Annotated in this window: 13 protein-coding genes; 7 read left to right on the plus strand and 6 right to left on the minus strand. The window is 73.9% G+C overall.

Annotated features, from left to right (window positions below):
- The first annotated feature begins 94 nt into the window (after positions 1-94).
- Genes ACF07S_RS25515 through ACF07S_RS25525 form a run of 3 tightly spaced genes read left to right on the plus strand, consistent with a single transcriptional unit; the run spans position 95 to position 3,011 of the window.
- Complete coding sequence (locus ACF07S_RS25515; RefSeq protein WP_391963232.1) at positions 95-850, plus strand: (Fe-S)-binding protein; 756 nt, start codon at positions 95-97, stop codon at positions 848-850.
- Positions 847-2,373 (plus strand): LutB/LldF family L-lactate oxidation iron-sulfur protein, encoded by a 1,527-nt coding sequence (locus ACF07S_RS25520; RefSeq protein WP_391975193.1) that lies wholly within the window; start codon positions 847-849, stop codon positions 2,371-2,373. The genes ACF07S_RS25515 and ACF07S_RS25520 overlap by 4 nt, the downstream gene beginning before the upstream one ends.
- Positions 2,370-3,011 carry a lactate utilization protein C gene (locus ACF07S_RS25525; protein WP_391963234.1) on the plus strand — a complete coding sequence of 214 codons (642 nt, stop codon included), beginning with the start codon at positions 2,370-2,372 and terminating at the stop codon, positions 3,009-3,011. The genes ACF07S_RS25520 and ACF07S_RS25525 overlap by 4 nt, the downstream gene beginning before the upstream one ends.
- A 118-nt stretch (positions 3,012-3,129) precedes the next feature.
- Here ACF07S_RS25525 and ACF07S_RS25530 read toward each other — a convergent pair whose 3' ends face one another.
- On the minus strand, positions 3,130-3,489 hold the full coding sequence (locus tag ACF07S_RS25530; RefSeq protein WP_391963235.1) for a cupin domain-containing protein: 360 nt from the start codon (positions 3,487-3,489) through the stop codon (positions 3,130-3,132).
- 207 nt (positions 3,490-3,696) lie between these two features.
- Between ACF07S_RS25530 and ACF07S_RS25535 the strand changes: the two genes are divergently transcribed.
- The gene (locus ACF07S_RS25535; protein WP_391963236.1) at positions 3,697-4,044 is read left to right on the plus strand and encodes a tetratricopeptide repeat protein; all 348 of its coding nucleotides are present in this window, start codon (positions 3,697-3,699) and stop codon (positions 4,042-4,044) included.
- Positions 4,045-4,112: 68 nt separating this feature from the next.
- Here the strand turns inward: ACF07S_RS25535 and ACF07S_RS25540 are convergent, their stop codons facing one another.
- Positions 4,113-5,513: a PepSY-associated TM helix domain-containing protein gene (locus ACF07S_RS25540; RefSeq protein WP_391975194.1), complete on the minus strand. Its 1,401-nt coding sequence runs from the start codon at positions 5,511-5,513 to the stop codon at positions 4,113-4,115.
- A 122-nt stretch (positions 5,514-5,635) separates the two neighbouring features.
- Between ACF07S_RS25540 and ACF07S_RS25545 the strand changes: the two genes are divergently transcribed.
- On the plus strand, positions 5,636-6,280 hold the full coding sequence (locus ACF07S_RS25545) for a peptide deformylase (RefSeq protein ID WP_391975195.1): 645 nt from the start codon (positions 5,636-5,638) through the stop codon (positions 6,278-6,280).
- 54 nt (positions 6,281-6,334) lie between these two features.
- On the opposite strand, the gene ACF07S_RS25550 is transcribed toward ACF07S_RS25545, so the two are convergent.
- Positions 6,335-7,780, minus strand: coding sequence for a dihydrolipoyl dehydrogenase family protein (locus ACF07S_RS25550; RefSeq protein ID WP_391975196.1), 1,446 nt, complete (start codon positions 7,778-7,780; stop codon positions 6,335-6,337).
- 57 nt (positions 7,781-7,837) lie between these two features.
- Between ACF07S_RS25550 and trxA the strand changes: the two genes are divergently transcribed.
- Positions 7,838-8,284, plus strand: a complete 447-nt coding sequence (gene trxA / locus ACF07S_RS25555) for a thioredoxin (RefSeq protein ID WP_391963240.1) — start codon at positions 7,838-7,840, stop codon at positions 8,282-8,284.
- Here trxA and ACF07S_RS25560 read toward each other — a convergent pair.
- The 3 genes from ACF07S_RS25560 to ACF07S_RS25570 all read right to left on the minus strand — a co-directional run bounded on the left by ACF07S_RS25560 (position 8,281) and on the right by ACF07S_RS25570 (position 11,596).
- Complete coding sequence (locus ACF07S_RS25560) at positions 8,281-9,714, minus strand: aldehyde dehydrogenase family protein (RefSeq protein WP_391963241.1); 1,434 nt, start codon at positions 9,712-9,714, stop codon at positions 8,281-8,283. The two genes, trxA and ACF07S_RS25560, sit on opposite strands and share 4 nt — an antisense overlap.
- Positions 9,715-9,836: 122 nt before the next feature.
- A complete protein-coding gene (locus ACF07S_RS25565) occupies positions 9,837-10,874 on the minus strand; it encodes a LacI family DNA-binding transcriptional regulator (protein ID WP_391975197.1) in 1,038 nt (345 codons plus the stop codon).
- A gap of 59 nt (positions 10,875-10,933) precedes the next feature.
- A complete protein-coding gene (locus tag ACF07S_RS25570; RefSeq protein ID WP_391963243.1) occupies positions 10,934-11,596 on the minus strand; it encodes a TetR/AcrR family transcriptional regulator in 663 nt (220 codons plus the stop codon).
- Positions 11,597-11,715: 119 nt separating this feature from the next.
- Between ACF07S_RS25570 and ACF07S_RS25575 the strand changes: the two genes are divergently transcribed.
- A complete protein-coding gene (locus ACF07S_RS25575; RefSeq protein ID WP_391963244.1) occupies positions 11,716-12,279 on the plus strand; it encodes an NADPH-dependent FMN reductase in 564 nt (187 codons plus the stop codon).
- Positions 12,280-12,409 lie beyond the last annotated feature (130 nt).

Consider the following 12,409-nt stretch of genomic DNA (forward strand, 5'->3'; position numbering starts at 1 on the left):
GAAGGAGCCGGCGGGCACCGGTCCCGGGGGTCCCCGGACGTCCGCTCCCGCATTACCCTGCATTCACCCGATGAACGATTCTCTAGGAGCCGCGATGCGTGTCGCACTGTTCCTGACCTGTGTCAACGACACGCTCTATCCGGACACCGGGCGCGCCGTGGTGAAACTGCTGACCAGGCTGGGCGTCGAGGTCGACTTCCCGATGGCGCAGACCTGTTGCGGACAGGCGCACTACAACACCGGCTACCGGCATGAGGCGGAGCCGCTGGCCCGGCACTTCTCCGATGTCTTCCGGGACTACGAGGCGATCGTCACGCCGTCGGGGTCCTGCGGGGCGATGGTGCGGGAGCTGTATCCCCGGATGGGCGAGCGGGCCCGGGCGGAGGGGCGCGGGGACACCCTCGCGGCGACCCTGGCGCCCGTGGTACCGAAGACGTACGAACTCACGGAGTTCCTGGTGGACGTGCTCGGGGTGACGGACGTCGGCGCGTACTACCCGCACAAGGTGACCTACCACCCGACCTGTCACGGGCTGCGCGGGCTGGGCCTGGGCGAGCGGCCCCTGCGGCTGCTGCGGGCGGTGAAGGGCCTGGAGCTGGCCGAACTGCCGGGCGCGGAGGAGTGCTGCGGCTTCGGCGGCACGTTCGCCCTGAAGAACTCCGACGTCTCCGCGGCGATGGGCACCGACAAGGTGCGCAACGCCGAGGCGACGGGCGCCGAGGTCCTGTGCGCGGCGGACAACTCCTGTCTGATGCACATCGGCGGAACGATGACCAGGCTGCGGACCGGCATGCGGCCGGTGCACATCGCGGAGATCCTGGCGAGCACACAGGAGGAGCCGACCGTATGAGCGGAACGTTCGTCGGGATGCCAGCGTTTCCCCCGCCCTCCCACCCGGCGTCTCCCCCGCCCTCCCACCCGGCGTTTCCCGAGGCCGCGCGGGACGCCGTGCACGACAGCACCCTGCGCGGCAACCTGCGGCACGCGACCCGCACCATCCGGGCCAAGCGTGCCGGCGCCGTCGCCGAGCTGTCCGACTGGGCCGAGCTGCGGGAGGCCGGCAAGCGCATCAAGGACCACACGCTGCGTCACCTCGACCGCTATCTGGTGCAGTTGGAGGAGTCGGTCACGGCGGCGGGCGGCACCGTGCACTGGGCCGCCGACGCCGACGAGGCCAACCGGATCGTGGCCGAACTCGTCAGGGCGACCGGCGAGTCGGAGGTCGTCAAGGTCAAGTCGATGGCCACGCAGGAGATCGCTCTGAACGAGGCGCTCGAGGCGGAGGGCATCCGCGCCTACGAGACCGACCTCGCCGAGCTGATCGTGCAGTTGGGCAGGGACCGGCCCTCGCACATCCTGGTCCCGGCGATCCACCGCAACCGCGGGGAGATCCGGGACATCTTCGAGCGGGAGATGGGCGAGTGGGGCCGCCCCGCCCCCGAAGGGCTGACGGACACGCCCGGTGAACTGGCCGAGGCGGCGCGGCTGCACCTGCGGGAGAAGTTCCTGCGCGCCAGGGTCGGCGTCTCCGGCGCCAACTTCATGGTCGCCGAGACCGGAACGCTGGTGGTGGTGGAGTCCGAGGGCAACGGGCGGATGTGCCTGACCCTCCCCGAGACACTGATCTCGGTCGTCGGCATCGAGAAGATCGTGCCGACCTGGCAGGACCTGGAGGTGTTCCTGCAGACCCTCCCCCGCTCCTCGACCGCCGAGCGCATGAACCCGTACACGAGCACCTGGACCGGCACCACCGACGAGGACGGCCCGCGCGACTTCCACCTGGTGCTGCTGGACAACGGCCGCACCGACACCCTCGCCGACGAGGTGGGCCGGCAGGCGCTGCGCTGCATCCGCTGCTCGGCCTGCCTGAACGTGTGCCCGGTGTACGAGCGGGCCGGCGGGCACGCCTACGGCTCGGTCTACCCGGGCCCGATCGGCGCCATCCTCAGCCCCCAGCTCCGGGGCACGGGAAGCGAGATCGACGCCTCCCTGCCGTACGCCTCGTCACTGTGCGGGGCCTGCTACGAGGTGTGCCCGGTCGCCATCGACATCCCCGAGGTGCTGGTGCACCTGCGGGAACGGGTGGTGGAGGGCGGCCGGGTGGTCCGCGGGGGCAACAAGGTGGTGCTGCAGCCCGCCAGGGGACACGCCGCCGAGCGGGCCGCGATGCGCGCCGCCCGCTGGGCGTTCACCCGGCCGGGCGTACTGCGCACCGGGCAGCGCCTCGCCTCGCGCACCCGGCGCCTCCATCCGCGCACCCTGCCGGGCCCCGGCCGGGCGTGGAGCGGCACCCGGGACCTGCCCACGGTGCCGGCGGAGCCGTTCCGGGACTGGTGGCGGCGTACACACGACGGAAAGGGCGGTGCCGAGTGAGCAGCAGGGAACGGATCCTGGGCCGGGTGCGGCGCGCCCTCGCCGACGTCCCCGCGGACGACACTCCGTACGAGCGGGCGGTCGTCCGTGACTATCTGCGCGAGCACGGTGAGCGCACCGTCGAGCAGACGGTGGACCTCCTCGCGGAGAACCTCGCCGACTACCGGGCGGTCGTGCACCGTACCGGCGCCGACGGACTGGCCGGGGTCGTCGCCGGGCTGCTCGCGGCGCGCGGCGCGGCGACGGTACTGGTGCCGCCGGGACTGGACGAGGCCTGGCTGGCCTCGGCCGAGGTGACCCGGGTGGCGGACCGGGCGGAGAGCACCGCCGACGAACTGGACCGGGTCGACAGCGTGGTGACCGCCTGCGCGCTGGCCGTCGCCGAGACGGGCACGATCGTGCTGGACGGCTCCCCCGACCAGGGCCGGCGCCGCATCACCCTCGTCCCCGACCACCACATCTGTGTGGTGCGCGTCCCCGGCCAGGTCGTCTCCTCGGTGCCGCAGGCCCTGCGGCGCCTCGACCCGGCCCGCCCGCTGACCTGGATCTCCGGTCCCTCGGCGACCAGCGACATCGAACTGGACCGGGTGGAGGGCGTGCACGGACCGCGCACGCTGGAGGTCGTGCTGGTCGGCTGAGGGCCGTCCGGGCTCCCGGGGGTGCCGTACGGGGGACGGCGGGCCACGACACGACCGGGAACGGTCCTGCACCCCGCAAGGTGCCCGGACCTCGTCGTGCCCGCGCCCTGCCGAGCGGTCAGCCGGCCTTCGCGTACTCCTGCGCCATGCCGCCCGCGAAGTCGTACACCACGACCTGCTCGTCGCCGGCGACCCACGCGTCGTGTCCCGGTGAGCACACGAAGACGTCGCCGGGGCCGACCTCGCTCTCCCCGCCGTCGTCCATGCGGATGTGCAGGCGGCCCTGCACCACGTAGGCGTTGTGGTGGATCCGGCAGCTCTCGGTCCCGGCGATGGGACCGACGGACTCCGACCAGCGCCACCCGGGTTCGAAGGTGGCCACGGCGAAGTCCAGCCCGCTCAGGTGGACGGCTTCCAGGTGTCCCCTGGGGAAGTCGCGCCTCTCGTCCGGCTTGTCCAGCGTCTTGATCTCGAGCATGACCCCGTCCCTTCCGGCCATCGTCGCGCACGGCCGGGTCCGGTCCGCGTCCGCCGCGATCGGCGCCGACGGGACCGGGCCCCACCACTCCATCGTCCGCCCGTCCACTCGGGTGTGCCATTCGGGTGAAGGTCCCCCGGCGGGCCCCCGGAGACGGTGGAATATTCAACCACTTGCTCCGGTTGTCGGCCTCGAAGGAGGCCACGAGTGGACATCACGTACTACGACCACGGAACGCCGGCCGAGCGCTGGGAGCGCGCCGGGATGTTCTTCGACGCCAGGGACTACGCCGCCGCCGCGCGCGTCCTGGGCCCGCTGGTCGAGGAGGCGCCGGAGCAGACCGGACCGCGGCTGCTGCTGGCGCGCGCCTACTACCACTCGGCCCAGCTGCGCCGTGCGGAGGCCGAGTTGCGGATCGTCGTGGAGCGCGACCCGGTGGAGCACTACGCCCGGCTGATGCTCGGGCGCACCCTGCAGCGGCAGGGGCGGGACGGCGAGGCCCGGCCGCACCTGCGCCTCGCCGCCGCGCTGGGTGGCGAGTTCGAGCAGGAGTAGGTCCGCGGCCCCGGCCGGTGCCCGGTTCCCCGTCGGGGGGCCGGGCACCGGCGCGAGCGGGGCTCGCGTCACCGCACCGTCGTGCCGCTCGCGTACGTCCGCCGTCCGCGGCGGTGGGCGATCTCCCCGAGCACGACGTCGACGGCGAGGAACACCGCCAGGGGGATGCCGAGCAGCGGTACGAAGTAGCCCAGTACGGCGATCAGGGCGAGCAGCGGGACCAGCACGTACGGCGGCACCTGCTGCCAGGCCCCCCGCGGGACCGGCCGGCCGAAGGCGGAGCCGCGGCCCCGCTGCCACCACATGCGGTAGCCCCACAGGATCAGCAGGATCAGGGAGAGGGCGAGGGCCATCAGCACGATCTGGTTCACCGGGCCGAACAGGCTCCCGGTGTGCAGATCGATGCCCCAGCGGGTGAGTTTGGCGAGGACCGGGTAGTCGGCGAACCGCAGGACGTCGGTGACCTCGCCGGTCGCGGGGTCCACGGCGGCCGAGTCCTGCTTCTCGGGCCAGCTGCGCTGTATCTGCCGGACGACGTACGCGGACTGCGCGTCGGCGGGCGGCACGATCTCCACCGGGTCGCCCAGCCCCTCGGCCCGTGCGGCCGCGAGGACCTTGTCCAGGCCGGCCCCGTGCGCCGCGTCGCCCCCCGCGGCGCCGGCCGCGTCGTGGCCCGCGTGTTCACCGGCCGCGGCCGACACCGAAGGCGTCTCCTGACCGAGGGCGGTGCGCAGTTCGCCGATGTTCGCGCCGGCATGGGCGGACCAGGTCAGGCCGGTCGCCGAGAGGAGGACGAAGCCGGCCGCGGCCCAGGCGCCCACGCCGCCGTGCAGGCCCAGGGTGCGGCGCCGTCCGCCGGTGCCGCGCACCGTGCGCAGGGCGCGGCGCCGGGAGAACCACAGCACCAGGCCGCCGCCCGCGATCACCCACAGCCAGCTGGCCGCGAACTCGCTGTAGAGGCGGCCCGGTTCGCCGAGGTGCAGATCGCGGTGGAACTCGTCGATCCAGGTGCGCAGGGGCAGCGCGCCCGAGGAGCCGTACTGCTCCAGCGCGCCGCGCACCTTCCCGGTGTAGGGGTCGACGAACACGGCCAGGGTGTGGTCCGGGTCCACCCCCGGTATGCCGGACAGCATCACCCTGGTGGTGGCGTCCGCCTCGGGTGAGGGGCGTACTGCGGCGACCGTGCCCTCGGGGTGGGCCGCGCGGGCGGCGGCCACCTGCTCGGAGACGGGCAGTTCGCGTTCGCCGACGGGGACGGTCAGCTCATGGTCGTAGACGATCTTCTCGGCCTGGAAGGAGGCGGCGTACAGCAGGCCGGTGAGGGCGGCGACGAGGAGGAACGGCGCCACCAGCACTCCGGCGTAGAAGTGCAGGCGCAGCACGAGGGGGCGCAGGGTGCCCCATGCGCTCTTCGCGGCGGCGGGTGGTCCGGGGGCCTCGTCCGTCGTGGTCGGGGGAGCGGTGGTCATGGGTGGGGTTCTCCGGGGACGTCGTGGCGGTGGTGGTGTGTTGGTCGGGGTGGCGGAGTGCCGAGTTCCCGGAATGTGTGTGTGACCTGTGACACACGTGAAGGGCGTGCGATGCTGGCGGGATGGAAACTCCGGACCGTCGAGCGCCCTTGGCCGAGCGGGTCGAGCAACTGCTGTCCCTGGAGGGGCCGTTGCCCATCGTCACGGCCGGTGATCCGGTACTGCGGCGCGGCACCGATCCGTACGAGGGGCAGTTGGGCTCCGTGCTGCTGGCCCGGTTCGTCGAGGCGCTGCGGGTCACCATGCGCGCGGCGCCGGGTGTCGGGCTGGCGGCGCCGCAGGTCGGGGTGGAGCTGCGGATCGCGGTGATCGAGGATCCCGCGCCCGTCCCGGAGGAGGTGCGCCGGGCGCGCGGGCGGGTGCCGCAGCCGTTCCGGGTACTGGTCGATCCGGTGTACGAGCCGGTCGGCACCGGGCGGGCCGCGTTCTTCGAGGGGTGCCTGAGCGTGCCGGGTTACCAGGCGGTGGTGGCCCGGGCCGCCGAGGTGCGGCTGACCGGGCGGGACGAGCACGGGCGGGCGCTGGACGAGGTGTTCACCGGCTGGCCCGCGCGGATCGTGCAGCACGAGACGGACCATCTCGACGGCACGCTCTACCTCGACCGTGCCGAGCCGCGCTCGCTCGCCTCCCATCAGGCCGTGGCGGAGTACTGGTCGCAGCCGACGCCGCGGCGGGCGGCACGGGAGCTCGGCTTCGGCCTGCCGTAGCCGGCCGCCCCGTCGCGCCGCCGCCCCGGCGCGGTCGCCGGCGGACCGAGCCGGTCAGGCGTCCCGGTACGCCTCCAGCAGACGCAGCCACACCTCGCTGATCGTCGGGTACGACGGGACCGCGTGCCACAGGCGTCCGACGGGGACCTGGGCGGCCACCGCGATGGTCGCCGAGTGGATGAGCTCGCCGACGCCGGGACCCACCAGGGTGAGGCCGCGCAGGATCTCGTCCTCGAGGTCGACGACCATGCGGGCGCGGCCCTTGTAGCCGTCGGCGTACAGACCGGCGCCGGCGACGGAGGACAGGTCGACGTCCACGGCGCGGACACGGTGGCCCGCTCGTTCCGCCTCGGCCAGGGAGAGGCCGACGGAGGCCGCCTCCGGGTCGGTGAAGACGACCTGCGGGACGGCGGCGTGGTCGGCGGTGGCCGTGTGGGCGCCCCAGGCCTGCGCGCGCAGCGGCTCGCCGGCGGCCCGGGCGGCGATGGCGGCGCCCGCGATCCGTGCCTGGTACTTGCCCTGATGGGTGAGCAGGGCGCGGTGGTTGACGTCGCCGACGGCGTACAGCCACTCGTGACCGGTGACCCGGAGGCTGTCGTCCACGGTGAGCCACGACCCGGGCTCCAGGCCGATCGTCTCCAGCCCGATGTCGTCGGTGCGCGGGGCGCGGCCGGTGGCGAAGAGGATCTCGTCGGCCTCGATCCGCTCACCGCTGTCGGTCACGACCAGGACGGTGCCGTCCTCCCGGGTCACCGACTTCACGGAGGTGCCGGTGCGCAGGTCCGCGCCGGCCTCGGTGAGGGCCTCGGCGACCAGGTCGCCGACGAACGGCTCCATGCGGTTCAGCAGGTTCCCGCCGCGTACGAGGACGGTGACCCGGGAGCCGAGCGCCTGCCAGGCGCAGGCCATCTCGGTGGCGACGACACCGCCGCCGACCACGACGAGCCGGCCGGGCACCGACCGGGCGCCGGTGGCCTCCCGGCTGGTCCAGGGCCTGACCTCGGCGAGTCCCGGCAGGTCGGGCAGCTGGGCACGGCTGCCGGTGCAGACGGCGACGGCGTGCCGGGCGGTGAGGACGCGCCGGCCGCCGTCGGAGCCGGTGACGGTGACGGTGCGCGGGCCGGTGAGCCGCCCGTGCCCGCGGTACAGGTCGGCCTCGATCCCCTCCAGCCACCGGACCTGGCCGTCGTCGTTCCAGTGGGAGGTGTACTCGTCGCGGTGGGCGAGCACCGCGGCCGCGTCCAGGGGCCCCTGGACGGACTGGCGCAGGCCGGGGACGCGGCGGGCGTCGGCCCGGGCGATGACCGGGCGCAGCAGGGCCTTGCTGGGCATGCACGCCCAGTACGAGCACTCGCCGCCCACCAGTTCGCTCTCCACGACCGCGGTGGTCAGCCCGGCGGCGCGGGTGCGGTCGGCGACGTTCTCGCCCACGGGCCCGGCTCCGAGCACCACGACGTCGTAGGTGGTGGGTTCCGTGTGCGTCGGTTGTGTTTCCGTCATGGCGTCAGTCTGGTGGGTGGCGTGCCCCCGGGCCACATGGGCAGGGGCGCGGAATACGTGACCGGCCGGCCGTGTTGTGCCGAGTCTCGCCCCCGCACCAGGAAGAGGACACACGCCATGAGCAGCACCGTGGAGCTCACCAAGGAGAACTTCGACCAGACGGTCACGGACAACGAGTTCGTGCTGATCGACTTCTGGGCGGCCTGGTGCGGTCCGTGCCGGCAGTTCGCGCCGGTGTACGAGAAGGCGGCGGAGGAGAACCCGGACCTGGTGTTCGGCAAGGTGGACACCGAGGCGCAGCCGGAGCTGGCCTCGGCCTTCGGCATCCAGTCGATCCCGACGCTGATGATCGTGCGCGACCAGGTCGCCGTGTTCGCCCAGCCCGGTGCGCTGCCCGAGGCCGCGCTGACGGACGTCATCGGGCAGGCCCGCGAGCTGGACATGGACGAGGTCCGCAAGCAGATCGCCGAGCAGCAGGCGCAGCGGAACGAGACGCGGCACTAGAACGGGTACCGCGCCACGTCCTTGCGCACGGTGGTCCACCGCAGGTCGGTGAAGGCCTCCACGTTGGCGTCGCCGCCGACGCGGGAACCGGTGCCGGAGGCGGCGACGCCGCCGAAGGGAGCGACGGCCTCGTCGTTCACGGTCTGGTCGTTGATGTGCACGGTCCCCGTCGGGATGCGCTCGGCGATGTCCAGGCCGTGGGCGGGGTCCCCGGTGACGATGCCCAGGGAGAGTCCGTAGGGGCTGGCGGTGGCGAGGGAGACTGCCTCGTCGACGGTGGCGAAGGACCGTACGGGGGCCACCGGGCCGAAGACCTCCTCGCTGTAGGCGGGGGTGCGGTCGTCCGCGTCGGCGAGGACCGTGGGCCGGTAGAAGAGCCGGTCGTGGGTGCCGCCCGCGGCGAGTCTGGCCCCGTGCGTGATGCTGGCCTCGACCAGGCCGTGCACCCTGGCGAGCTGGGTACGGTCGATGAGCGGCCCCAGCTGGACCTGCTCGCGGTGCGGGTCGCCGACGGCGAGCGATTCCGCCTTGGCGGCCAGCCGGTCGACGTACTCGTCGTACAGCGAGGCGTGGACCAGGTGCCGTCCCGCCGTCATGCAGACCTGCCCCTGGTGGAAGAACGAGCCCCAGGCGGCCGTGGAGATCACCGCGTCGAGGTCGGCGTCCTCCAGCACGATCAGGGCGGAGTTGCCGCCCAGTTCCAGGTGCGCCCGCTTCAGATGGCGGCCCGCGGCCTCACCGACGGCGCGGCCGGCGGCGGTGGAGCCGGTGAAGGAGACGACCGGCACGCGCGGGTCCGCGACCAGCGCCTGACCGACCTCCGCGCCGCCCGGCAGCACGTGCAGCAGTCCTTCGGGCAGTCCCGCCCCGGCGAAGACGGCGGCGAGGGCCTGTCCGCCGCAGACCGCGGTGCGCGGGTCGGGTTTGAGCACGACGGCGTTGCCGAGCGCCAGTGCCGGGGCGACGGAGCGGACGGACAGGATCAGCGGGGCGTTAAACGGTGCGATCACGCCCACCACGCCGACCGGCACGCGCCGGGTGTACGACAGCCGGGGTTCCTCGGTGGGCAGCACCTGCCCGGTCGGGCGGGAGGCGAGGGCGGCGGCCTCGTAGCACTCCTGGGCGGCGACGTGGAGTTCGAAGTCCGCCTTGTCGGGGATGCTGCCGGCCTCGCGGATCAGCCAGGCGCGCAGTCCGGCGTGGCCGGCGAACAGGTCGCCGGCCCTGCGGAGCACTCCGGCCCGGACGAAGTGCGCAGCCCCCGCCCACTCCCGCTGGGCGGCGCGGCCGGCCGCGGCCGCGTCCCCGACGTCCTCGGCGGTGGCGAGGGTGACGGTGCCGAGGACGTCACCGGTGGCGGGCTCGGTGACGGTGTACTCGGGGCCCGCGAGCCGGCGGGACGGGCGGGTCGTGAGGTCGGGCAGCGTCATGACGGCTCTCCGATCGGTCACCGGCGCGCCGTGGGGTGGCGGCGGCCTGGGAGCCCTTCGCCTACCCGCCTGGTTGAGCGCGCAACGTCCTGGTCGTGTACCGGCCACCGCCTTCCACGATGTCAGGTCGACTCGCGTCCCACCACCGACGCCCCCAGCACCTTGTGGGCCTCGGGTGCGGCGGCCGGGTCGCGCACCGCGCGGTCGACCAGTTCGGCCAGCTCACGGCCGGACGGCAGGTCGAGGTGGACGGTGCTCAGCCGGGGCCGCAGCAGCCGGCCCAGCATCAGGTTGTCGGCGCCGATCAGGGCGGTCTCCTCGGGGATGCGGACGCCCTCGTCCAGCAGCGCGCGCATCAGCAGCATCGCGTACTCGTCGTTGTACGTGAACACCGCGTCGAGCCCGAGGTCGCGCCACCGGGCGGCGAGCCGGGCGGCGGCCCCCTCGTCGTGGGCGAGCGGCAGTTCGGTGACCGTGGCGTCCGTGCCGCGCAGGGCGGCGCGCACCCCGGCCAGGCGGGGCGCGGAGAACGCCTTCAGGCCGGGCTCCCTGGGGACGATCACGCCGATCCGGCGGCGGCCCCGGGCGAGGAGGTGGGCGCCCGCGCTGTGGCCGACGACGTCGTGGTGCATGAGCAGGGCGTGCGCGCCCTCGACGGTCTCGGGGCCGAGGGTGACGACGGCCCGGGCGCCGGAGCGTTTGAGCACCTCGACGCCCCGCGGGCCGAGTCCGGAACCGGGCACCAGGACCGCCACGGGCCGCAGTTCGGCCCAGGCACGGGCGGCCTCGTCGTCGTGCGGGCGGGCGGTGCCGTACTGCACGACCGTGTAGTCGAGGCGGCCGAGGGCGCCCTGCAGGTCGGTGATGAACTGGCTGTACAGCGGGCCGACGGGGAAGGCCGGCGCGGGCATCAGGACCGTACGGCTGTGCCCGGCGCGCAGGCTGCGGGCGGCCGCGTGCGGCACGTACCCGAGTTCCCTCGCGGCCTCGCGGACCCGGCGCCGGGTGGGTTCGCTGATCCGGACGGCACCGGCGTTGTTCAGGACGTAGGAGACGGTCGCGCGCGAGACGCCGGCCAGGCGGGCCACATCGGCGCTCGTGGGTACGGAGCGCGTCGGTGCGGGGGACGCGGACGCGGGCGGGTTCGATATCTGCACCATGACGTACCGCATCCTTGCAGAAGCGCCAACGGCGCTTGCCGCCGGGTGAGTTGAGGCCGTCAGCGGGAGGGCGCCGGGCGTGTCACCCGGTCGACCAGATCCACCCAGACGGCTTCCAGCCGCTCCGGCGGCATGCCGCACTGCCGGATCAGGTGGTGGATCAGGGCGGGGTCGAGCTGGGCCATCAGCGTGTGGGCGAGGAGTTCGCAGTCCGCGTCCGGGACCGCCTCGCGCAGCAGCAGGGTGACGTGGTGGCGCAGCACCCGGCGGGGCGGGTTGGTGAAGCGGCGGCCGGCCTGCGGTTCGGCGGCCAGTTGCAGCTCCAGCTCGTCGGCGGTCCGGCGGAGCATGGCGAGGCCGAAGGCGCGCAGCCGCTCGGCGGGCGGTGCGCCCGGCCCGAGCGGCGGGGGTCCGGTGAGGAAGGCGGCCTGGAACTTCTTCTCGGAGTGGTCGAGGAGCGCCGTCAGCAGGCCGGTGCGGTCGCCGAAGCGGCGGAACACCGTCCCCTTGCCGACGCGGGCCGCCGCCGCCACCTCTTCCATGGTGACGCCGTCCGCCCCGCGTTCGGCGACCAGCTTCGCGGCCGCCTCCAGCAGCCGCGCCCGGTTGCGTGCGGCGTCGGCGCGCAGACAGGGCTCGTCGGCCCCGGCGCCCAGTCGCAGCAGCTCCTGCGGTGCGACGGACTCCTGGGGCGTCGGGGCGGGCGGCGGGACGGCGGACATGAAACCAGCGTAAAGCATCGGGAAGAAACTGGACCGCGGTCCGGTTGAGGTGCTACAACGGAAAAGCGGACTCCGGTCCGGATTATTGAGACCATGTTTCAGAGCCCTGGAGAATCGTCATGTCTGTTCGCATCCTCGCTCTCGTCGGCAGCCTCCGCGCCGGTTCGCACAACCGCCAGCTCGCCGAGGCCGCGGTCAAGCTCGCCCCCGAGGGCGCCGAAGTGGTGCTCCACGAGGGTCTGGCGGAGATCCCCTTCTACAACGAGGACATCGACGTCGAGGGCACCGTCCCGGCCGCCGCCGTCAAGCTGCGCGAGGCCGCCGCCGGCGCCGACGCCCTGCTGCTCTTCACGCCCGAGTACAACGGCACGATCCCGGCCGTCCTGAAGAACGCCATCGACTGGCTGTCCCGCCCCTACGGCGCCGGCGCCATCGGCGGCAAGCCGGTCGCCGTGGTCGGCACCGCCTTCGGCCAGTACGGCGGTGTCTGGGCGCAGGACGAGGCCCGCAAGTCCGTGGGCATCGCCGGCGGCAAGGTGATCGAGGACATCAAGCTCTCCATCCCCGGCTCCGTGACCCGCTTCGCCGAGACCCACCCGGCCGACGACAGCGAGGTCGCCGGGCAGCTGACCGAGGTCGTCGCCCGCCTGCACGGCCACGCCGCGGAGCCGGCGGCCGCCTGACCCCGACGGCGAAGGGGCCGGAGCGCTCGCTCCGGCCCCTTCGCCGTGCCCTGCCGCCCGGCGCCCGCAGCCGCGCCTTCCCGACCGGCCCGGGAGGCCGTGCACCGGGAGGGGGCCGGAGCCGCCGGCG

Source organism: Streptomyces sp. NPDC016640, from assembly GCF_043076215.1.
GTDB lineage: Bacteria > Actinomycetota > Actinomycetes > Streptomycetales > Streptomycetaceae > Streptomyces.